Below are 22,663 nucleotides of genomic sequence, written 5' to 3' on the forward strand. Positions count from 1 at the left end.
GGAGCAAAGTAGAGATGTGCGGCATCGCAGGGGCCTACTTCTGGCCGGACGGGGGACCGCTCACCGATCGGCTCACCAAAACCCTCGCCCACCGGGGTCCGGACGGTTCCGGCAGGTACGACCATCGTGCCGGGGAGGGTGAAGTCCATTTAGGACACCGACGGCTGTCGATCGTCGACCTGACCGAGACCGGCGCGCAGCCGATGGTCAAGGACGGGTTCGCGCTGACCTACAACGGCGAGCTGTACAACGCGCCGGAGCTGCGGAAGGAACTCGAGGCCGCCGGTGTGCGCTTCCGGGGGACGTCCGACACCGAGGTCCTGCTGGAAGCTTGGCGTCAGTGGGGCACCCAGGGCTTGCACAGGCTGCGCGGCATGTTCGCGTTCGGTGTCTTCGACGAGTGTTCCGGCGAGCTGGTGCTGGTCCGCGACCAGCTGGGCATCAAGCCACTGTTCCTGGTGCGGCGCGGCAAGGGCGTCGCGTTCGCGTCCGAGCTGAAGGCACTGGCCGCCGAACTGGGCGGTTCGCTGACCGTCGACGACACCGCGCTCGTCGCTTCCCTGCTCTACTACTGGGTTCCGGACGGCCGCTGCGCGTTCAGCGAGGCCGAGAAGCTGCCGCCGGGCAGCTGGGCACGGTTCCGGCCGAACGGCGACGTCGAGCGCGGCACCTTCTGGTCGCTGCGCCAGGTCGCCGAGGAAGGCGCTGAGTATGAGGGGGAGTTCGACCTCAACGCCGTCATCGAGGACTCGACGCGCAAGCACCTGATCGCCGACGTGCCGGTGGCGACGTTCCTTTCCGGCGGACTCGACTCCAGCTACCTGACCGCCCTCGCCGCGCGCGAGCAGCCGGGGATCTCCGCGTACACCATCGGTTTCCGGGCCGAGGACGCGAAGTTCGAGGCGATGCCGGACGACCTGATGTACGCGAAGAAGGTCGCCGCGAAGTTCGGCGTCGACCTGCACGAGATCGAGATCGCGCCGCAGGTGCTGGATCTGCTCCCGCGGATGACGTATCACCTCGACGAGCCGATCGGCGATCCGGCGGCGATCAACAGCTATCTGATCTGCACCGCCGCCCGCGAGGCCGGCGTCAAGGTGATGCTCTCGGGTATGGGCGCCGACGAGCTGTTCGCCGGGTACCGCAAACACCTCGCGAACAAGATCGCCGTGCGGTACCAGCGGGTGCCCGGTCTCGTCCGCCGTCCGGTGGAGTCCCTTGTGGACAGACTGCCGGTGGCGACGTCGAAGCGCGGGTTCCGTTCGGTCCGCTTCGCCAAGCGGTTCCTCTCGTTCGCGGAACTGCCGGAGGAGACGGCGTTCCGGCGCAGCTACACGATGTACGACCAGGCCGAACTCGCCGGTCTGCTGAACCCGGACCTCGCCGGCGCGGTGGACGACGTGATCACCGAACACGCGGACACCTACCACGACAACACGTTGTCGGACTTCGTGAACCGCATGTGCCTCGCCGACTCCCGGCTCTTCCTGCCCGGGCTCAACCTCGCCTACACCGACCGGTCCAGCATGGCGGCCTCCACCGAGGTACGGACGCCGTTCGTCGACATCGAGGTGGTGAAGGCCGCGTTCCGGATCCCCGGTGACAAGAAAATCGTGAAGCGCCAGGGGAAAATGGCGCTCAAGGAAGCGGCGTTGTCCATCCTTCCCGCCGAGATCGTGCACCGGCCCAAGGGGCTGTTCAGCGCGCCGCTGCGGGCTTGGATGAGCCGCGACCTCGCGCCCCTGGTGCGTGAGGTGACGAACGAAGGTGAATTGGTGAAGGCCGGGTTCCTCCGTCGTGAGGCCCTGCAACGGCTCGTCGACGAAGACGCGTCCGGGCAGCAGGACCGGTCCAAACATCTCTGGCACATCTTGACCCTCGAGTACTGGTACCGCGGCGCCGTTTCGGCCCGGTCCACCTGATCGCTGAGGAGCGACGTGAAGCAGGTAGTGCAGAACTACAAGAGCGGGGAGCTGGCGCTCCTCGACGTCCCGGTGCCCGCGTGCAAGGCGGGGGGTGTGCTGGTCCGCACCGCTTATTCGCTGATCTCCACCGGCACCGAGATGATGAAGGTGTCCGAGGCGAGCCTTTCGCTGGTGGGCAAGGCGAAGGCCCGGCCGGACCAGGTCGCGAAGGTGATGCAGAGCGTCGCGACGAACGGGCTGGGCGCCACCTACCGCAAGGCGATGAACAAACTCGACTCGTACACGCCGCTGGGGTACTCGTTGTGCGGTGTGGTCGAGGAGGTCGGCGCGGGCATCGACGACGTCGCCGTCGGGGATTACGTGGCGTGCGCCGGGAACGAGCACGCGCTGCACTCGGAACTGAACTGGGTGCCCAAGAACCTGTACACCAAGGTGCCCGACGGCGTCGACCCGCGGCACGCCGCGTTCGGCACGGTCGGCTCGATCGCGATGCAGGGTGTCCGCCAGGGCGAACCCCAGATCGGCGACATCGCGCTGGTCATCGGGCTCGGGCTGATCGGCCAGCTGGTCGTGCAGTTGCTGGTCGCCTCCGGGGTCCGCGTGGTCGGCGTCGACCCAGACCCGGGGCGGTGCGCGCTGGCCGAACAGCTCGGCGCCCTGAAGTGCGGCGACCCGGCGTCCGGCGTCGTCGACACCGCGGTCGCGGAGATCAGCGCCGGGCACGGTGTCGACCAGGTGTACCTCGCCGCGGGCGGCAGCACGAACGAGCCGGTGGAGCTGGCCGCGAAGCTGGCCCGCGACCGCGGCCGGGTGATCGACATCGGCAAGTGCTCGCTGAACCTGCCGTGGAACGCCTACTACGAGAAGGAACTCGACGTCCGGTTCTCCCGCTCGTACGGCCCCGGCCGCTACGACCCGGAGTACGAACTCGAGGGCCGCGACTACCCGATCGGCCAGGTCCGCTGGACCGAGCGGCGCAACCTCGAATGCGTCGTCGACCTGATGGGCAGCGGCCGTCTCGACGTCGAGCCGCTGATCTCGCACGTCTCGGACTTCTCCGACGCCGTCGAGACGTACCGGAAGCTGAACGAGGGCGAGCTCAAGGCCGTCGCGGTGCTGTTCGAGTACGAGAAGCGCGCGGCCGCCACCGCCGAGCAGGTCGCCTCGGTCGCCGTCCCGAAGACGGTGACCGCGCGTTCGGTGCCGAAGCCGGGTGGCGTGCGGGTCGCGTTCGTCGGCGCCGGCAACTACGCGTCCTCGATGCTCCTGCCGCATCTGGCGGAGATGGAGGGCGTCGATCTCACCGAGGTCGTCACCACCTCCGCGCTTTCGGGCGCGAACGCCAAACGCAAGTTCGGCTTCGCCCGCGCCACCACCGACCTCGACACGATGCTCGACGACTCCTCGATCGACGCCGTGTTCATCGTGACCCGGCACAGTTCGCACGCCGAGCTGACGCGGCGGGCGCTGCTCGCGGGCAAGGCCGTCTTCGTCGAGAAGCCGCTCGCGCTGTCGGAGAAGGAACTCGAGGTAGTGCTCGGCGCGATCGAGGAATCCGGCAACGACCGGCTGCAGGTCGGGTTCAACCGCCGGTTCGCCCCGCTGCTGAACGAGTCGGTGCTCCACTTCGGACCGCGGATCGGCCCGGCTTCCGTGCGGTACCTGGTCAACGCCGGTCAGCTCGACGCCGGCAGCTGGTACAACCAGGCCGACAGCGAGGGTTCGCGCTTCGCCGGCGAGGGCGGCCACTTCATCGACACGGTCAGCTGGCTGCTCGGCTCCGACCCGGTGTCGGTGTACGCCACCGCGACTCCCGGGCACCAGGACCTGCAGATCCTGCTGCGCTACCCGGACGGCTCGACCGCGTCGATCGCGTACACCACCAGCGGTTCGTCGGCGTTCCCCAAGGAGACGATCGACGTCACCGCCGACGGCAAGGTGCTGAAGTTCGACGACTTCGCGCGCGCGTCGGTGTTCGGCCGCAAGAAGTGGGCCAGCTCGCGGATCCCCAAGGGCCGGGACAAGGGCCAGGCCGCCGAACTCGAAGCGTTCGTCAACGCGCTGACGACCGGCGTCGCGATGCCGGTGTCCGTCGAGTCGCTCGTTTCGACGACGCTGGCCACGCTCGCGGTCAACCGCAGCCTGGAGACCGGTGCGCCGGTGCGGATCAACGCGGCTGAGCTTGATGGCGGAGCTGAGGGGACGGCGGGGAAATGACCATACGCGTGAACCCGCCCGGCCGTAGGCCCCGCTATCGCGGTGGCAGGGCGCCTTCTACAACCAACGTGACGTCGTTGACCGACCAGCGCCCTGCCGACGTCGATCGCGGTCGCGGGTTCACCGAGGACAACACGGAAGGACTCGGCTGATGGATCCGTCCTGGTACCTGCGAAGACTGTCGCGGATGGGGCCCGCCGAGATCGCGGGCCGGGTCACCGACGTCGTGCGCAAACGCCAGTGGCGCGGGGTCGCGGGGGAGAAGGCGGTCTGGCTGCCGGACCGCCGGTTCGCGTCGGTGCCCGGTGACGACGTCCTCGCCGCCGTTTCGGGTGAAGCGGTGAAGGATCTGCTCGTCACCGCCGACCGCCTGATGGACGGACGCGCCGAATACTTCGGCGTCGAGCGGGACGACCTCGTCGACCCGGACTGGTCGTACGACCCGAAGACCGGTCGCCGCGCGCCGTCCGACGCGTACTCCTTCGACATCCCGTACCGGAGCGAGGACGCGGTCGGCGACATCAAGCAGATCTGGGAGCCGTCGCGGCACCAGCACCTCACCGTGCTGGCCGCCGCGTACGCCCTGACCGGCGAGGACCGGTACGCCGAACGCGTGGCCGCGCACCTCGGGTCGTGGTGGGCGGCCAACCCGCCGATGCGCGGGGTGCACTGGGTCAGCGGGATCGAGCTCGGCATCCGGCTGCTGTCGTGGGTGTGGGTCCGGCGCCTGCTGGACGGCTGGGCGCAGGCTCCGGCGCTGTTCGAGGACAACCCCGTGGCGCTCAATCAGATCTGGCATCACCAGCGCTGGCTGGCCGCGTTCCCGAGCCGGGGTTCGTCGGCGAACAACCACGTGATCGCCGAGGACGCCGGACAGCTCGCCGCGGCCTGCGCGTTCGCCTGGTTCCGCGAATCCGCCCAGTGGCGGGACGCGGCGCTGGTCTCGCTGGACAAGATGTTGCGCCACAACACCTTCGAGTCCGGGATCAACCGTGAACTCGCCACCGAGTACCACGGGCTCGTCCTGGAACTGGGGCTCGCCGGGGCGCTGGAGGCGAAGGCCGCCGGTGTCGCGGTACCCGAGTCGACCTGGCTCGTACTGCTCCGGATGACCGACGCGCTGGCGTCCATGGTGGACAACCGGCTGCGGCCGCCGAGGCAGGGCGACGCCGACGACGGCTTCGGGCTCATCGTCGATGGCGGCGAGACCAGCCGCTGGGCGTCGCTGCTCGACACCGGATCCGTCCTTTTCGGACGGTTGGACTGGTGGCCGGAGACGCCCGGCGGAGATGTCCGCTCGCAGCTCTTCTCCGCGCTGGCCAAGGACATCCAGGTCACTTCGCGGCGTCCGGCGCGGCGGCGGGAAGACTTCGCCGACGCCGGGATGACCATCCTGCGTGACGGCGGGATCTGGTGCCGCTGCGACGGCGGACCGCACGGTTTCCTGTCCATCGCCGCCCACGCCCACGCGGACGCGCTCTCGGTGGAGGTCCGGCACGACGGCGTCGACATCCTCGCCGATCCCGGGACCTACTGCTACCACGGTGAACCGAAGTGGCGGTCGTACTTCCGGTCCACGGCCGGGCACAACACGCTCGAACTCTCCCGTGCCGACCAGTCCGTCTCCGGCGGCCCGTTCCTGTGGACGAAACACGCCGGCACCACCGTGATCGCGGCCGGAACACCGTCGCGCTGGAGTGCGGAACACGACGGGTACGCGCCGTCCGTCCACCAGCGTTCGGTGGAGCTGGAAGGTGCTGAACTACGGATTCTCGACGAGGTCCGCGGCGGCGAGGCGCAGCACTGCCGTCTCGCTTTCCACTTCGGCCCGGCTGTCGAGGTCTCGCTCTCCGGTGAGACGGCGTCCTTGTCCTGGACGATCGACGACCAGGACCGGACGGCCTCGTTCGAGCTGCCCCCGGAGCTCACTTGGTCGGCGCATCGCGGCGAGACCACGCCGCCGATGGGCTGGTACTCGGCGGGGTTCGGCCGTCGCGAGCCCGCGTGGACCCTGCTCGGCAGCGGAATCGCCGCCGACGGAACCACGTTCACCAGCGTGCTCACCTTCGAATCAGGTAACGAGGACCCCCCATTGTGATCACACGACCGCACCGCCTCCGCCGGGCAGCGCTTCTGGTGCTGCTCGGCCCGCTGGCGCTCACCGCCTGCACCACCCCGGCCGACGAGGCCGGGCCCGGACCGGATCCGGCCGAGGCGCCGTCCGGTTCGATCGCGCAGGTGTGCGACAAACTGCCGGAGGGCCCGGCCGAAGCGCCGGCGGGGGCGGTGAAGATCGACCCGGCGGTGCCGGGCGACCTCGCCACGAAGACACGGTCGAGTGCGGCCGGGACGACGTTCTGGCTGGCACCGGGGACGCACAGACTCGGCGACGACCGCTACGACCAGGTCAACCCGAAGCCGGGCAACGTCTACATCGGCGGCCCGAAAGCGGTCCTCGACGGCCGGAAGATCAACCAATACGCCTTCTCCGGTAACGCGGCCGACGTCAAGATCAAGTACCTGACCGTGCAGGGCTTCGTCGCGCCGCACGACGAGGGCGTGGTCAATCACGATTCGGCCGACGGGTGGATCATCGAGCACAGCACCGTCCAGGACAACGACGGCGCGGCGCTGATGGCGGGCGCGCGGCAGCAAGTCCGGGGGAACTGCCTGCGGCGCAACGGGCAGTACGGGCTGAACGCCTACGCGCAGGACAACGGGATCACCGGTCTCGTCGTCGAGGGCAACGAGATCTCCGGCAACAACACCGGCGACTGGGAAACCAAGATCGACGGCTGCGGCTGCTCCGGCGGGATCAAGTTCTGGTCGGTCGACGGCGCCGACATCACCGGCAACTGGGTGCACGGCAACCGCGGTGTCGGCTTGTGGGCCGACACGAACAACAACGACTTCCGCATCACGGGCAACGTCATCGAGAACAACGACGGCTCGGCGCTGATGTACGAAACCAGCTACAACGCCGTCATCAGCGGCAACACCATCCGCCGCAACAACTGGGTGGACGGCAAGCGCTACATCGACCGCGGCGACAGCTTCCCGGTTGCGTCGATCTACGTGTCCGAATCCGGTGGCGAGCCGCGGGTGAAGGCGCGGACGGACAAACTGGAGATCTCCGGGAACACGTTCGAGAACAACTGGAACGGCGTCACCCTGTGGGAGAACTCCGACCGGTTCTGCAACAGCCCGGCCAACACGTCGTCCGGATCCTGCACACGGCTGGTGCCGGAGCAGGCGAAATGCGCGCAGCCCGCGATCGCGACCGGTGGGCTGAACACCGACTGCCGGTGGAAGACCCAGCGCGTCGAGATCCACCACAACCGCTTCGTGCTCGACCCGGCCGTCGCCGGCTGCGAGGAGAGCTGCGCGCGGATGGCGATGCTCGCGAACTTCGGCACGTTCCCGGACTGGTCGCCGTACAAGGGCGAGGTCGTCCAGCAGGCGATCACCTTCGACCAGGGCAACCGGCTCTACGACAACACCTACTCCGGGCCATGGAACTTCGTGGCGTTCGAGCCGAGCCGGATACTGGGCTTCGGCGAGTGGCAGGGTGCGCCCTACCGTCAGGACCAGGGCAGCAAACTCACCCGCGCGGGAGGCGGCTGACATGCTCGAACCCGCGATCCGTCCGGCGGCGGCGATCCGCGGCACACCCAAGGCGGTCGGCATCGCCTGGGCGCTGCTGATCGTCAACACCCTGGGCTCGACAGGGGCGAAGACGGTCATCCCGCTGCCGAGGTCGGTCAGCCAGCTGATCACCATGGGCGCGCTGGGCACCGCTTTCGTGATCGCGCTCGCGCTGAACACCAAGCTGCGGATCAGACCGAGTGCCTATCTCTTGCTGCTCACGCTGCTGCTGGTGCTGAGCGTGGTCTCGAGCCTGAAGCTCGAAGGCGGCTTCGGTGCGCTGTTCCGCTGCTTCCGCTTCGCCCTCTTCCTGAGCACCCTGTGGTTGCTGACCCGCTGGTGGAACGGCGGCCTCGACCTCGTCCGCACACATATCCGGGCCTACGGCGTGGTGCTGGTGACGGTGGTGATCGGGCTCGCGCTGGGCCCGGGCAACGCGCTGCCGTTCGAATACGGCGGACGGCTCACCGGGACACTGTGGCCGCTGACCCCGCCGCAGGTCGGCCAGTACGCGGCCATCGTCATCGGCCTCACGGTCCTGCTGTGGCTCGGGGGGAAACTGGAGCGGCGTGACGCGCTGGTCGTCATCGTGCCGTCGTTCGCGATCCTGCTGCTGACCCACACCCGCACCGCGATGCTCGGCCTGGTGGCCGGGACCGTGGTGGCGCTGATGTCGCAGTGGATGTCCAGCGCCCGCGCGCGCAAGGTGTTCACCAGGCTGGTCCTCGTCGGGGTGTTCTGCGTGGTGGCGCTGAGCGGGCTGCTGCAGACCTGGTTCCTGCGAGGACAGTCCGAGGAGAACTTCTCCAGCCTCACCGGCCGCGCGAAGGTGTGGGACGCGCTGCTCGACGCGCCGCGGACGACGCTCGAGTACCTGTTCGGTGTCGGGCTGACCGACAAGTCCTACGACGGGCTCCCGATCGACAGCAGCTGGCTCGCCGTCTACCACGAGCAGGGCTACGTCGGGATCGCGATCGTGGCGGCGTTCCTGCTCGTGCTGGTCGTGGTCGCGGTGCTGCGGCCGCCGTCACCCGCCAGGGCGTGCGCGATCTTCCTGATCACCTACTGTCTTTCCGCCTCCTACACCGAGGCGGGCCTCGGCGACGCGTCGCCGTACCTGCTGCACTTGGCCCTGGCCGCGTCGCTGCTGGTGCGTGTGCCCGCCGAAGAACCCGAGTTCGTCAAGGAGACGGCGTGAAGGTCCTCGTGATCCACAACCGGTACAGATCCGAGCAGCCGAGCGGCGAGAACAACGTCGTCGACCAGGAGACCGCGCTGCTGGCCGAGGCCGGGCACGAGGTCGGCCTGTTCGAGCGGCGCAGTGACGACATCGCGGACATGTCCCTGCCGCGCAAGGCCGTCGTCCCGCTGCAGGTGCCGTGGAACCGGGCCGTGCGCGCGGAACTCGCCCGGCGCCTGGCCGACGACCGGCCGGACGTCGTCCACATCCACAACACGTTCCCGCTGCTTTCGCCGTCCGTGCTGGCCGCCTGCGCCGACGCCGGTGTCCCGACGGTCGCGACCGTGCACAACTACACCCTGATCTGCCCGCCCGGCACGCTGTACCGCGAGGGCTACATCTGCACCGACTGCGTGGGACGCAAGCCGATCCCGGCGGTGCGGCACGGGTGCTACCGCGGCTCGGGGCTCGCCACCGTGCCGATGGCCGCGAGCATGGTGCTGAACCGCAACCGCTGGTGGTCCGGTGTCTCGCGGTTCTTCTGCATCTCGCGGGCGCAACGCGAGATCCTGATCGCCGCCGGGATGCCCGCCGACCGGCTCGCGGTGAAGTACAACTACGTCACCGATCCGGGCAAGACGCGCAAGGGCGCGGGGGAGCACTTGCTGTTCCTCGGCCGGATCACCGCGGAGAAGGGCATCGGCCTGCTGATGAAGGCGTGGGACCAGCTCGTCGCGGCGGGCGGTCCGCTGCCGCCGCTGGTGATCGCCGGCACCGGCCCGATGCAGGACGAGGTCGCGCGCTGGGCACACGGCCGCGACGACGTCCGCTACGTCGGCCTTCAGTCCAAAGAGGAGTGTCAAAACCTGATCGCCCGCTCGAACGCCGTCATCGCCCCGTCGGAATGGCTGGAGGCGTTCGGGCTGGTCGTGGTCGAGGCGATGGCCGCCGGAGTCCCCACGGTCGCCGCGGCCCACGGCGCCTTCCGCGAACTCGTCGAGGACGGTGTCACCGGCCTGCTGCACGAGCCCGGGAACCCCGAGTCGCTCGCGGCGAAGCTGCGGGAGATCGTCGGTGACGCCGAACGGAACCAGGAGATGGGCTGGGCGGCCCGGCTGGTGTACGAGCAGGAGTTCACGCCGAAGGTCGGCCTCGAACGGCTCGTCGGCGGCTACCAGGCCGCGATCGACGCGTGATCACCGGTCCGCCCGCGCTCCCGCCGAGGGCGCGCATCCCGCTCTGGACCTTGGGCGTCCTCGGCTTCGTCGTCGCTCTCGCACTCGGCTTGCGCTACGCCGGGACCTCCCACACCGCCGGACTGGACGCGCTCGTGCTCCCCGTCGTCGACCGGGTCGAGGGACCGCTCTGGTACCTGGCGGCCGCCATCGACTTCACGGGCGAACCGGTGGGCGCGGTCATGGTCATCGCACTGTTCGGCTGGCTGTGCCTGCGGCACCGGCGGCCGCGGACGGCGATCCTATTGGTGGCCGCCAGTGGGGTGACGGTCGCGCTGACCACCGGCCTGAAACCGCTGACCGGCAGGCTCATCCACGGCGAATTCCTCTCCTATCCCAGCGGGCACACGGCGTTCGCGGTGACCGTCGCGACGGTTGTCGGGTTGCTGGTGATCGATGTGCGGGGTCTCGGCCCTCTCGGCGGGGCTTCGGTGCTGGCGGGGCTGGTCGCTTTCGCGGGGCTCGCGATGGGGTGGGCCGAGGTGGCACTGGGCGCGCACTACCCGACGGACACCTTCGGGGGCTTCGGGGTCGCTGTCGCGGTGGTGCCGGTGGTGGGGTGGGCGGTGGACCGGCTCACTTCCCGGTGACGCCGTCGAGCAGTTCCGGCCGATGCCGACATGACCAGCGTGCCGGGCGAAGCTCTGCGCGAGAGGGAAGAAGACGAGGCCACTGGCTGTGGTGACGAGTCGTTCCTGGCTACGAGAAGGCCCGGCGAAGGTCACGCTACGCGGCCCACTTGATCACGACGTTCGGCCGCGGCCGGGCCTGCGCCGTCCGAAACGCGGCTTCCAGCTCGCGCTGGACCACCTCCGGCTCCGTGCGCAGCCGGGACGGCAACGTCTGGAGCACGACGATCCCCGCGGCGACATAACGGGCGTTTCGCGCGACGGTGGCGCGATGGCCGGCGGGATCGGCGTGGTGGCGGTAGGAGTCGATCTCCCAGGCGAAGGCGATCTCGTCGCACCAGAAGTCCGGGGTGGCGATGTAGTTCCCGTTCGCGTCGAAGATCGGGACGTTCCAGTGGCCCGGCGGGAGGCCGGATCTTCGCCAGAGCCGCCAAGCGTCGGCCTCGGCGACGGATCTCGCCCCGGCCAGGAGCGGGGTCAAGGCCTTCCTGGGCAGGGCTGTTCCGGTCCGGCCGGCCTGGTCCAGTTCGCGGGTGAGCATCCCGGTGGTGCAGAAGCGGCGTTGGACGGACTCGGCCATCATCGCCTGGATCTCGTCTTCGTCGGTGAGGCTTCGGGCGGCGTCGATGACGGCTCGGGGGACCGGGGCGACGGGGAGATCTCCTCGGAAGTGGGGGCGCGGGAGGCGATGAGTCCGCTCTATGCGGGCGAATCCGACATCGGCCACACCGCGGTTCGCCGGAATGAGGACATGGACTCCCTCCTGCTGAGGAACTCTTTCCAGACCATGGCGGCGGAGAGCCCAAGTGCCGGTGAGCACCGCGTCTCGCCGCGCATGGAGAAGCGCGGCGCGGACGCGATGCTCATCGGTCGGCGGACCGCTGCTCAGCAGCACGACTCCGGGCAGCAGCGTTCGCCAGGGCCCACCCGCCGCGCATCGGCGGGAGATGGTCCGGCGCGGCACACCGATCCTTTCGAGATCGGTCGCACGGACCACCTCCGGATGGTCCGGGGCGGTGAGCAGGGGGTCGGTAGTCCAGGTTCCTCGTCGCACTGGATCATCGTGCGACCCGGTACCGACAATTCTTCCTCTCAGACGGCATGAAAGTTCCTCTCATGAGAAAAGATGGTGACGATGTAGGAATTGGGACACTCAACGTCCCAATTCCTACATCGTCGCGGAGGGCCCGCGGCTCCCAATCCTCCGTTGATCATGAAGCATGGCCGTCGCGAAAGGTCCGCTCAGCACCCGCCATCCCCAAAGGAACTGCAAGCGTCCTGCGAGTAAGGGGCCCCCTGCCATCCCGAAACCCCCACAGTCCGCGAAGTGTCATGAACGACGAACCGCCACTCACCCGAATAAGCGTTGTCGTACCAGCGATTCTCCTGCCGGAACGTCACCGCGTCCGAAACGGAAGACCCTCGATAAGGTGACCAATCCGGATAGGTCCCGAAGTTCGCCAAGAGAGCCATCCGCCCGCAGAACCCCGTGCATGCGGCACCGGTCGAGAACTTGTTGCCGTGTATGGAAACCCGCTGGGTCTTCCAGCGGCAGTCGTCGTACAGCGGACGTGAAGCGATTCCCGGCGAAGAACAGGAGGAGACCGAGGGAACGAGGAGCGTGCACGAGGCGGAAGAGGTGTTCGCCGGGCTGTTGCAGAAGCGGTCCGCGTTCTCCCACAGGGTGATTCCGGCCCAGTTGTCTTCGAATACGTTGTCGACGATCTCCACCGAAGAAGTCCGCGCCTTCAAGCGAGGCTCGCCGCCGGACTCGGACAGGTAGATCGTCCCGACCGGGAAGTCGTCGCCACGTGCGGCGAACGCGCGGCCTTGCACGAGGGTGTTGCGCCGGAAGGTGTTCCCGCGGACCACGACGTTGTAGGAGATCTCGTAGAACAACGCCTCCGCCTCGTTGTCCTCGATCAGGTTGTCCTCGATGAGGAAGTCGTTGTTGTTCGTGTCCGCCCACAGTCCGGCGCCGTGGTTGTGGTGGACCCAGTTTCCGCGGATGTCGGCGCCGTTCACCGCCCAGAATTTCGCCCCGCCGCTGCAGCCGCAGCCGGGTTCCTTCGTCTCCCAGTCGTCGGTGTTGTTCCCGGTGATCTCATTGCCTTCGACGAGCAGCCCGGTGATCCCGTCGCCCGCCCGGTACGCGTTGATGCCGTACTGCCCGTTGTTCCGCAGGCAGTTGCGGAGGATCTCCTGACGCGGTCCCGCCATCATCGCGGCGCCGCGGTTGTCCTCGATGGTGTTGTCCTCGATGGTCCAGTGTTCACCGGAGTCGTGGTTGACCACGCCCTGATCCCGCGGCGCCGCGAATCCGCGGATCGTGAGGCCGCGGATGACGACGTCACGCGCCTGCTGGGTGAACGCGTAGCGGTTGACGCCGCCGCCGTCCAAGACTGCGCCGGGTGCGCCGAGGTAGGCGTTTCCGTCCTTGGGGATGATCTGCCCGAACTCGTCCGGGCCCAGGGTGTGCTTGCCCTCGGTCAGCCAGAACGTCGTGCCTGCCGGGAGGTCGCGTGTCTTCGCGGAGAGGTCGGTGCCCGGTTCGACGACCACGGCGTCGTCCGGTTTCGCCGGACTCGCCGGTCCCGCGGCGCAGACCGCGACAGGAGCCGTCGAAGCCGGGACGACTCCTGTCGCGAGCAGCAGCAGTATGACGAGGAACACGGGCATACCGGAACGGTAAGCCAGTATGGACAGTCCCAGGTGGACACTTACAGGTGAAACTTCAGCAGGTCGTGGCTTCGTCGAACCCGCTGCAGGTGTCCTGCCGATAGGGCTCCGCCTGCCACTGCGCCGCGGTCAGGCGCCGTGACGTGTCGTGGGCGACGAACGTCCAAGGACCGTAGTACTGGTTGTCGTACCACCGGTTGTCCTGCCGGAAGGTGATCGCCTCCGAGATCACGGCGCCCCGGTACGGCGACCAGGCCGGGAAGGTCCCGTAGTTCGAGAGGACCGCCATCCGCCCGCACAGGCCGAGGCAGCCTTCCATCGACGAATCGAACTCGAACGTGTTTTCGTGCACCGAAACGCGCTGGGTCTTCCAACGACAGTCGCCGTACAGCGGCTCGGTCGCGATGCCCGGATCGGAGCAGGCGGACGTCGGGGAGACCAGTGCCGTACAGGAGAGCGCGGAGGTGTTGGCCGGGCTGTTGCAGAACCGGTCGGCGTTCTCCCAGAGCGTGATCCCCGACCAGTTGTCCGAGAACATGTTCCCCCGGATGTCGATCCGGCTGGTCCGGGCGGGCAGTCTCGGCTCGCCGCCGGATTCGCTGAGGTACACCGCGGCGACCGGGAAGTTGTCGCCCTTGGCGGCCCGGTTGCGGCCCTGTACCAGCGCGTTCCGGTTGAAGGTGTTCCCGATCAGCTCCAGATTGTAGGAGATCTCGTAGAACAGCCCCTCGGACGCGTTGTCCTCGATCAGGTTGTCCTGGATGAGGAAGTCGTTGTTGTTCGTGTCGGCCCAGAGCCCGACACCGTGGTTGTGGTGGACCCAGTTGCCGACGACGTCGGCGCCGTTCACGGACCAGAACTTCACCCCGCCGCTGCAGCCGCAGCCCGGGATCTTCGTCTCCCAGTCGCCGGTGTTGTTCCCGGTGATCTCGTTGCCCTCGATCACCAGATCGGTCAGCCCGCCGCCGAAACGGTAGGCGTTGATGCCGTACTGGCCGTTGTCGCGCAGGCAGTTCCCGATCACCCGCTGGCCGGTCCCGGTCATCATCCCGGCGCCGTCGTTGTCCTCGATGACGTTGCCTTCGATGGTCCAGCGTTCACCGGAGTCGTGATTGACCACGCCCTGGTCCCGCTCGGCGACGAAACCGCGGATGGTCAGCCCGCGGATCACCACGTCCTTGGCCGACGTGGTGAAGGCCGCGCGGTTGATCCCGCGTCCGTCCAGTACGGCGCCGGGTGCGCCGAGGTAGACGTTGCCGTCCTTGGGCATCACCTGGCCGAACTGGTCGGGACTCAGCGTGTGCGTGCCCGGTGCCAGCCAGAACGTGCTCCCCGGCGGGCTGAACCGGGTCTTGTCGGTCAGATCGGTGCCTGGTTCGACGACCTGGGCGCCTTCCGGGGCGGAAGGGACGCCGACGGTCGTGCCGCACACCCCTCGAGCCGGCTCTTCGGACGCCACCGCTGTGTTCTCAACGGCGACCTGGAGCAGTAGTACGGACAACGCGGCGCAAAGCGCTCGCGTGCCGGTCGAGCGAGGTGTGATCCTTGAACTCATACCCTTCTCCGAAATACCGGCTTCACCGGACGGCCACCCAGCCACGGTGCCGGATCATCCGCGTCGAGCGCTTTGCGGTACACGAGGCAGGCCTGCGAGACCACGTCGACCGTCCGGTCGATGTCTTCTTCGGACAACGCGCTGCTGACCACGAACGACGGTCCGAGGACCCCGCCCGTGACCAGTTGCCGCAGGAACAACGTTCGGTAGTCCTGCGACGGTTTCTTCTCGGCGTCGAGCGTGCCGAAGACGAGGTTGCTCGCCCGGCCGCGCACGACGACGTGTTCCCCGACCCCGGCCGAGGCCGCGACTTCGCGGACCCCGGCGGCGAGCCGGTCGCCGAGCGCGTGAAGCCGCGCGGCGATGCCTTCTTCGGTGTAGGTCTCCATGACCGCGATCGCGGCGGCCAGCGAATGCGTCTCGGCGCCGTGCGTGGTGGACAGCAGGAAGACGCGATCCTCGCCGGTGCGCAGTCCGCCGAGTTCCATCAGTTCACGCTTGCCCGCCAGCGCCGAGACGGCGAACCCGTTGCCGAGTGCCTTTCCGAACGTCGAGAGGTCCGGGGTGACGCCGTAGAGACCCTGCGCTCCCGCCTCGGACCAGCGGAAACCGGTGATCATCTCGTCGAAGATCAGGACGCAGCCGTACCGGTCGGCGAGTTCCCGCAGGCCGGCGAGGTAGCCGGCGGGTGGTTCGAGCTGGGTGGACGCCTCCAGGATCAGGCAGGCGATCCGGCCCGCGTTCTCCCGCAGCAGCCGTTCGGTCGCCGGGAGGTCGCCGTAGGGGAAGGACACGGTGAGGTCGGTGATCCCGTCCGGGATACCCGACGACATCGCCGTGGTGCCGATGAACCAGTCGTCGATGGAGAAGAACGCGTGGTCGCGGCAGATCGCCACCAGCGGCCTGCCGGTGGCCGCCCTGGCGAGTTTGACCGCGGCCGTGGTGGCGTCCGAGCCGTTCTTGGCGAATTTGACCATCTCGGCGGTCGGGACGGTCTCCAGGAACTTGGTCGCCGCCCGCTCCTCCACAATGGACGGACGGGCGAAGTTGGCGCCCCGGTCGATCTCGCGATGGGCGGCCTCGCTCACCCGTGGGTGCACGTGCCCGAGGCTGACCGCGCGCAGCCCCGAGCCGTACTCGATGTATTCGTTCCCGTCGACGTCCCAGACGTGCGCGCCGAGCCCGTGCGAGATGACCGGTGCCAGATTCTCCGGATACTGGTCGTCCCCCTTGGCGTAGGTGTGCGCCCCGCCGGGGATCATCGCGTGGAGGCGCTCGTTGGCCCGCATGGATCGGGGAAGATGACGGGTCATGCTCTCACCTCGTGTTCTGTAAGACAGCGGAAAGCGGGAGCGCGGAACGGTCCCGCTCCGAGATCAGCGACACCGGAAGCGGCCATGGGATCGCGAGTTCCGGGTCGTCGTGGGCGATGGCGACGTCCTCGGCGGGGTCGTGCGCGCGGTCGATCCGGTACGAGACGTCGGCGTACTCGGTGAGCGCCTGGAATCCGTGCGCGCAGCCCGCCGGGATGTACAGCGAGACCTGAGTCTCCCCGGAGAGTTCGAACGTCTCCTTGCCAAGGTACGTCGGCGAATCCGGCCTCAGGTCGACGACGACGTCGAAGACGGCGCCCCACGAGCACCGGACCAGTTTCGCCTCGCCCTCGCCGGAGCGGAGGTGCATCCCGCGCAGCACTCCCTTGCGGGAGCGGGAAACGCTGTCCTGGAGGAATCCGTTCGGGTCGATCCCGGCCGACCGGACGACGTCGGCGTCGAACGTGCGGCTGAAGAAGCCGCGTTCGTCGGCGTGCGGTGACGGCTCGAACAGGTACGCACCCGCGATGGCGGGCACCGGGATCACTTTCATCGGACTCCCATCGGCAGGAAGGCGGCCGACAGTTCGGCGAACTGCGCTTCCAGTAGTCGTGCCTGCTCCGCGCCTCGTTTCGCGGCGATCTCGGTCAGTTCGCCCGCCCTGGACTCGAGTTCGGCGAACTGGCGCACCAGCGCGTCGACGTCGATCTCCCTGGCCGACTGGCAGAACTCCCCGAGTCCCAGCGTCGTCATCAGGACCTCGTTCTTGCGGGCGTACCCGACGGACAACGTCGGTTTCGCCAGCTTCAGCGCGCACAGGACGTTGTGATAGCGGGTGGCGACGACGGTCTCGACCGCCGACATGGCCCGCAGTACGTCGTCCAAAGTAGACGTTTCGGCGGCGGTGATCAGCGGGGAATCCAGTTCCCGCATGATCTCGTCGACGACCTGTTCGTCGGCCCGGTCGCCGATGAACAACCGCACCGGACGGCCGTCGGCGACCAGCCCGGCGATGAACCGCGTCATATTGTCCACATAGGACTCGTAGATGGCGTCGGCGCGGGCCCTGTCGTCGTTCCCGCCGTGATAGGCCATCACCCCGACCCCGACGGAGCGGGGCACCACCGGTTCCGACGGTGTGGGGAGGGCGAAGGCGAGATCGGGGTAGACGCGGTCGTCCGTGACGTCGACCCCCATCGTGCGCATCGCGTCCCTCGACGGCTCGTCCCGGTAGGACCGGAACGTCGCCAGCCGCGCGGCCCAGCGGATGATCGAACGGGTGACTCGCTGCGTGCTCACGTTGGCGCCGACGCTCACCAACGCCACTTTGGTGCCGACCAGACGGCCGGACGCCGAAAGCAGCAGCAGTGCGTACGGGAAACCCCACGGGCGCAGGGGAAGAGTGGATTCGAGGACACCCATCCCCGGCACGATCACCACGTCCTGGCGTCGTACCCACGCAATCGTGCGGAAGATGTCGACGAGTTTCCCGAAGCCCTTCAAAGCGATGGACAATGGTCCCGAGGCTGTCCGGTACTCACCCTCGTACCAGTTCAACGCGGTCGTTTCGAGTCCGTAGCGCGACGCGACGATTTCCGGGCCGCCGCACATCACGCTGAGCGCGGCGCCCGGATGCTCCGCGCGCAAATACCCGAGAACCGCTTCGAAGGAACCGTCGTTGCCGAGGTTCCCTGATCCGAGGAGTCCGAACAGCCCGATTCTCGCGGGCGGGGTCAACGGACTCGTCCCTCCTGGCCGGCGACGACCGAGACCACGGACACCTCACGCGGGCCGGTTTCGGCCTCGGCCTGGACGGGCATCCGCCCCATGGCCGGGTTCCCCGCCCGGTTCAGCATCCATTGCCGCAGGTAGCGGAAGCATTCACGCTTCTCCGCGCCCGAGATCGGCGCGTTGCGGATCGCCTTGACATACCCCAGGACGTACTCGCCGAGCAGCCGGACCATCGGGTGACGGAGCTTGTCGGCCCGTTTCGGGTCGAGGTTGGTGGCCCGCCTGCGCACGGTCGGGTGCTCGTGCTCGGAACGGCCGGGGTGGTCGCGCCGGAAGTACAGCCAGTCGTGCACCTGGTGGAACGGGCCGTGCAGGGCCAGTTCCGAGATGATCGTGCGGTCCGCGTGGTGGTAGCTGTCCAGCGGCGCGACGCGGCGCAGCACCTCGGTGCGGATGACCGCGCCGTCGTCGTCCCCGCCGGGCGCGAACAGCGTGCTGCGGAAGCGTTCCGCGGCGTGCGGCGAAACCGTGTTGAGCGGGTACTCCAGCGCCTGCGTGACGACGCCCTTCTCGTCGATCATCGCCGTCCACGAGTGCGAGAGGACGAACTCGGGGTGCTCGTCGAGCGCCTCGATGCAGCGTTCCAGCAGGTCGCGCGCGTAGAGGTCGTCGTCGGAGGCCCATTTGAACAGCTCGCCGCGGGCGACGTCGACGCAGTAGTTGTGGTTGGGCGCGCAGCCGATGTTCACCGGCTGGCGCACGTAGCGGACGCGGGAATCCAGCTTCGCGTACTCACGGCCGATCTCTTCGGTGCGGTCGGTGGACGCGTTGTCCGAGATGATCAGTTCGAAGTTCCCGAAGCTTTGGCCGAGGAGTGCGTCCAGCGATTCGGCGAGGTAGTCCTCGCCGTTGTAGACCGGGAGCCCGATGCTCAGCCGAGGAGCGGTGCTCATGACGTCCTCATCTCTTTCTTGTCCGAAGTCAGGAGTTCTTGAAGGGCTTCTTTATGGGCGCTGCGGAGCTGAAGCCACCACACCGCCGTTCCGCTGGTGATCGCCAACGCGACCCCCCAGGCGGATCCGGACGCCCCGGCCAAGAAGGCGCCGATGAGCCCGAAGCCGACATAGCCGGCCGAGTTGATCAGCTGGGCGCGAAGGCTCCGTTTCGCAGCGCCGAGCGCACGCAGTCCGGCGGCCGCTCCGGTGTTGAACCCCGCCGCGGCGATACCGATGGTCACCGGCAGGATCAGCTCCGAAGCGGGATCCCAGACGTCGCCGAGGACGAACCGGCCGGCGTCGTTGGGTACCAGAAGCAAGGCGAGACCCCAGAGCAGGGCCGCCGCCGCCTGGCCGGCGCCGAGGACGGCGCAGAAGTTCCGAAGGCGGTGCGGGGCCCGTTGGAGCACCCGCGCGCTTTCGGCCACCGTGACCAGGGAAAGTCCCATCAAGAGGGCGAAGAACGGTCCGAGGAGCAGTTCGGCCCCGCGGACCGCGCCGACGCTCGCCAGTCCGGCGATCGCGCCGAGACCGTACATCCGCAGTTGCGAAGAGCCGCTGTTGCTGACGTTTTCGACCAGGTAGCGGGTACCGAGGTCGCGGTGGCGCTTGAGCCAGTCGAGCGTGCCGCGCGGATCCGGCCGGACCCCGGACTGCAAGCAGCCGTAGCCGGCCGCGACCGCCCCGGAAAGCCCCCACGCCAGGATGAAAGCGACGACCGTGTCGGACGTGTGGTGCGCGATGAACAGCGCCGGGATCAGCGCGATCCCCCAGACGACGTCGTTGAGGAACGCCTTCTTCCCGTGTCCGGCGGCGAAGAAGGTGAACCGCCAGGCGTCCTGCAGCAGCAGAGTGGGGATGACCAAGCCGAGCGCGACGAACGCGCCGCCGATCTCCTCGCCCACGATGAGGCCGGCGACCACGCTGATCAGGCCGGACACGACACCCGTGGTGAGGGCCGTCCCGGTCGCCCTCGCGGTCGCGGCCCGCCAGGTCTCGGTGGGCACCCCGGAGAACCGCACCATCAGCGGGTCGGTCGTCAGCCCGCGCGAGAGGTTGAGCACCACGCCGTAGCTGACCCAGGCGAGGCTGAACATGCCGAACGCCGTGGTGCCGAGCGAACGCGCGACGTAGAGACCGACCACGAAATTGGTGATGCTGGAAACGGCCTGGTCGCCGAGGCCCCAGCTGAGCCGCCCGGCCATGGCCCGGACGGCTTGGGAACGCAGAAATGATCGCATGGGGTCTCTAATCCTTGAGCAATCCGGCGTCGTGCAGCGCCTGCGCGGCGGCGACGACGGAATCGAACGGCAGCCCGGACCGCTCGGCGACGTCGAGCAGGCTGTGCTCGCCGTCCGAGAGGTTGAGTACCCAGAGCATGGCCATCTGGGCTTGTTTCGCGTCACTCCGGCCGCCGAGCGAGTCGTACAGCCCGCGCTTGCCGAGTTGCGGCTCGCCATAGGGGCTGAGGTTGACGTAGCTGCGGTTGCGGTCGAGGACGGCTTGCGCGTCCCGCAAGGTCCGGAGGGTTTCCTCCATCGCCGCGGTGGAGACGAAATCGAGGTTGTCGGCGGAGGTGTGGTACTCGGGATATCCCGCGTACGGCGTCCTCGTGAGCGAGCCGACACCGAGGTTGAAGCCGGGGGAGCAGAACTGGCGTTCGTCATAGCCGTAGGGCGAGAAGTCGACGATCTTGTGCGCGCGATCGGCCAGCACATACGCGAGCACGCGATCGATTTCGGCGTCGCCTCGGCGGCTTCGTTTGTAGGTCAGTGATCCAGGGTCGCCGGCGCACGCCAGCACGAGCCCCGCCTTGATCCGGCCGACGCGGTCGTCGTTGCGCGCGAGCCAGGTGATGGCGCCGATCGTGCCCGGCATGAACAGGAACCGGTATGTGTAATGCGGCTTCTGCGGTGTCTGCAGTGTCCGCGCGAACGCGGCGGCGATCGCGATCCCGGCGACGTTGTCGTTCGCCAGCGAGGGATGGCAGGTGTGGCAGGAGATGATCACCTCGTCGGCGACCTCACCCGGGACGACGTGCTCGGCGTAGGTGAGGCTCCCGTCGGCCAGCGTGGAATCGATGCACACCTCGTACTCGCCGTCCGGCATCGCGTCGAGGGTCTCCTGCGCCAGGCAGAAACCCCACGTCGGTGAGTAGTAGCTGGTCCGGTACGGCACCCAGGACGGCCGGTCGGGCAGGGTGTGCAGGTGTTCGCGCAGCTCGGCGAGCGGCATCTTCCGCGACACCGGGACGCTGTAGCCGACGACGTGCAGGTTCGACTCACCGAAGTCGACCACGCGGCGGCCGGAGGCGTCCTTGATGTACGCGTCGCGGATGTTCCACTCCTGCGGCACCGTCCAGTCCAGTACCCGGGTGCCGGTGGGGACCTCGTGGATCTCCAGCGGGATGTGCTCGCCGACGATCTCCAGCGTGCGGCGGACGCCGTCGCCGGTGATGCTGCGGCACAGCGGATACAGGCGCTCGACCAGCTCGCGCAGGCCGGCGCCCGTCTCCAGGTCCCCGTGCGACATCAGCGACGCCGGAGGGTGTCGTCGAGCTCACCGGCGGCGGTACGGTCCTGCAACCTGGCCAGCCGGGTGAACAGGCGCTGGAAGCCGTGTTCGGTGAGGCCGTGGGTCTTGTAGGCCTCGATCAGTTCGAGCGCGCCGTCCTTCACCGACCAGTCGCAGTCGAAGCCCGGGATGGCCGCGCGGAACCGGGAGAAGTCGACCCGGTACGAGCGCGGATCCGCGCCGGCCTCGCCGGTGATCCGCAGCGTGGAGCCGGGAACGGCCTCGATGACCTCTTCGGCGATCTCGGCGACGGTCACGTTGTTGCGTTCGGTGCCGATGTTGAACGCCTTGCCGTGCACGGCCTCCTTGGGGGCCACCAGGGCCGCCGCGAACGCGCGCGCGATGTCCTTGGCGTGCACCAGCGGCCGCCACGGCGTGCCGTCGGAGAGCACCAGCACCTCGCCGGAGAGGTGGGCGTGCGCGGTCAGGTTGTTGAGCACGATGTCGCCGCGCAGCCGGGGCGAGAACCCGAAGGCGGTGGCGTTGCGCATGTACACCGGGCTGAAGTCGTCGTCGGCGAGTTCCTGGACGTCGTCCTCGACCCGCACCTTCGACTCGGCGTACGGCGTCACTGGGCGCAGCGGCGCGTCCTCGTCGACCAGGCCGTCACCGCCCGAGGCGCCGTAGACCGAGCACGTCGAGGCGTACAGGTACCGCTTGACCCCGGCGTCCTTCGCCAGCTTGGCGAGCTTGACCGAAGCGTGGTGGTTGATGTCGTAGGTCAGCTCCGGCGCCAGCGAACCGAGCGGGTCGTTGGACAGCGCGCCGAGGTGGATCACGGCGTCCACGCCGGCCACGTGCTCGGCCGTGACGTCACGAAGGTCGACTTCGAAGCCCTCGGGGTCTTCGGGCTCGGGGCCCAGCACGCAGGTGTCGTAGAGACCGGAGTCGAGGCCGATCACCTCGTGGCCTTCGGCGGCCAGCACCGGGGCCATCACCGTGCCCAGGTAACCCTTGTGCCCGGTCAGCAGCACACGCATGGCTT

The 22,663-nt window shown here is 68.4% G+C and carries 17 protein-coding genes; 7 read left to right on the plus strand and 10 right to left on the minus strand.

Annotated elements, in window-relative coordinates; genetic code table 11:
- Positions 1-14 precede the first annotated feature (14 nt).
- The 7 genes from asnB (at position 15) to H074_RS15295 (ending at position 10,792) form a co-directional block, all read left to right on the plus strand.
- On the plus strand, positions 15-1,922 hold the full coding sequence (gene asnB, locus H074_RS15265) for an asparagine synthase (glutamine-hydrolyzing) (RefSeq protein WP_007030945.1): 1,908 nt from the start codon (positions 15-17) through the stop codon (positions 1,920-1,922).
- Positions 1,923-1,937: 15 nt separating this feature from the next.
- Complete coding sequence (locus H074_RS15270) at positions 1,938-4,142, plus strand: bi-domain-containing oxidoreductase (protein WP_039922440.1); 2,205 nt, start codon at positions 1,938-1,940, stop codon at positions 4,140-4,142.
- A 151-nt stretch (positions 4,143-4,293) separates the two neighbouring features.
- Positions 4,294-6,240 (plus strand): heparinase II/III family protein, encoded by a 1,947-nt coding sequence (locus H074_RS15275; RefSeq protein WP_007030947.1) that lies wholly within the window; start codon positions 4,294-4,296, stop codon positions 6,238-6,240.
- The gene (locus H074_RS15280) at positions 6,237-7,766 is read left to right on the plus strand and encodes a right-handed parallel beta-helix repeat-containing protein (protein ID WP_007030948.1); all 1,530 of its coding nucleotides are present in this window, start codon (positions 6,237-6,239) and stop codon (positions 7,764-7,766) included. The genes H074_RS15275 and H074_RS15280 overlap by 4 nt, the downstream gene beginning before the upstream one ends.
- Position 7,767: 1 nt before the next feature.
- Positions 7,768-8,985: an O-antigen ligase family protein gene (locus tag H074_RS15285; protein WP_007030949.1), complete on the plus strand. Its 1,218-nt coding sequence runs from the start codon at positions 7,768-7,770 to the stop codon at positions 8,983-8,985.
- Complete coding sequence (locus H074_RS15290; RefSeq protein ID WP_007030950.1) at positions 8,982-10,163, plus strand: glycosyltransferase family 4 protein; 1,182 nt, start codon at positions 8,982-8,984, stop codon at positions 10,161-10,163. Before H074_RS15285 ends, H074_RS15290 begins: the two co-directional genes overlap by 4 nt.
- Positions 10,160-10,792: a phosphatase PAP2 family protein gene (locus H074_RS15295; RefSeq protein WP_007030951.1), complete on the plus strand. Its 633-nt coding sequence runs from the start codon at positions 10,160-10,162 to the stop codon at positions 10,790-10,792. Before H074_RS15290 ends, H074_RS15295 begins: the two co-directional genes overlap by 4 nt.
- Positions 10,793-10,928: 136 nt before the next feature.
- Here H074_RS15295 and H074_RS41005 read toward each other — a convergent pair whose 3' ends face one another.
- From H074_RS41005 to H074_RS15345, 10 genes are all read right to left on the minus strand, one after another.
- On the minus strand, positions 10,929-11,885 hold the full coding sequence (locus tag H074_RS41005; RefSeq protein ID WP_235096764.1) for a hypothetical protein: 957 nt from the start codon (positions 11,883-11,885) through the stop codon (positions 10,929-10,931).
- Positions 11,886-12,073: 188 nt separating this feature from the next.
- Positions 12,074-13,510: a right-handed parallel beta-helix repeat-containing protein gene (locus H074_RS15305; RefSeq protein ID WP_007030954.1), complete on the minus strand. Its 1,437-nt coding sequence runs from the start codon at positions 13,508-13,510 to the stop codon at positions 12,074-12,076.
- Between the two features lie 55 nt (positions 13,511-13,565).
- Entirely contained in the window at positions 13,566-15,065 is a 1,500-nt protein-coding gene (locus tag H074_RS15310; RefSeq protein ID WP_235096765.1) for a right-handed parallel beta-helix repeat-containing protein, read from the minus strand.
- The gene (locus H074_RS15315; RefSeq protein WP_039922443.1) at positions 15,062-16,378 is read right to left on the minus strand and encodes a glutamate-1-semialdehyde 2,1-aminomutase; all 1,317 of its coding nucleotides are present in this window, start codon (positions 16,376-16,378) and stop codon (positions 15,062-15,064) included. The genes H074_RS15310 and H074_RS15315 overlap by 4 nt, the downstream gene beginning before the upstream one ends.
- A 4-nt stretch (positions 16,379-16,382) precedes the next feature.
- A complete protein-coding gene (locus H074_RS15320) occupies positions 16,383-16,931 on the minus strand; it encodes a dTDP-4-dehydrorhamnose 3,5-epimerase family protein (RefSeq protein ID WP_007030957.1) in 549 nt (182 codons plus the stop codon).
- Complete coding sequence (locus H074_RS15325; RefSeq protein ID WP_007030958.1) at positions 16,928-18,115, minus strand: polysaccharide pyruvyl transferase family protein; 1,188 nt, start codon at positions 18,113-18,115, stop codon at positions 16,928-16,930. The genes H074_RS15320 and H074_RS15325 overlap by 4 nt, the downstream gene beginning before the upstream one ends.
- Positions 18,112-19,062 carry a glycosyltransferase family 2 protein gene (locus tag H074_RS15330; protein ID WP_007030959.1) on the minus strand — a complete coding sequence of 317 codons (951 nt, stop codon included), beginning with the start codon at positions 19,060-19,062 and terminating at the stop codon, positions 18,112-18,114. Before H074_RS15330 ends, H074_RS15325 begins: the two co-directional genes overlap by 4 nt.
- Entirely contained in the window at positions 19,059-20,345 is a 1,287-nt protein-coding gene (locus H074_RS15335) for an MATE family efflux transporter (RefSeq protein WP_007030960.1), read from the minus strand. Before H074_RS15335 ends, H074_RS15330 begins: the two co-directional genes overlap by 4 nt.
- Positions 20,346-20,352: 7 nt before the next feature.
- The gene (locus H074_RS15340) at positions 20,353-21,636 is read right to left on the minus strand and encodes a DUF4910 domain-containing protein (protein ID WP_007030961.1); all 1,284 of its coding nucleotides are present in this window, start codon (positions 21,634-21,636) and stop codon (positions 20,353-20,355) included.
- Positions 21,636-22,658 carry an NAD-dependent epimerase/dehydratase family protein gene (locus H074_RS15345; protein ID WP_007030962.1) on the minus strand — a complete coding sequence of 341 codons (1,023 nt, stop codon included), beginning with the start codon at positions 22,656-22,658 and terminating at the stop codon, positions 21,636-21,638. Before H074_RS15345 ends, H074_RS15340 begins: the two co-directional genes overlap by 1 nt.
- Between the last annotated feature and the right edge of the window lie 5 nt (positions 22,659-22,663).

Source organism: Amycolatopsis decaplanina DSM 44594, assembly GCF_000342005.1.
In the GTDB taxonomy this organism is placed as follows: domain Bacteria; phylum Actinomycetota; class Actinomycetes; order Mycobacteriales; family Pseudonocardiaceae; genus Amycolatopsis; species Amycolatopsis decaplanina.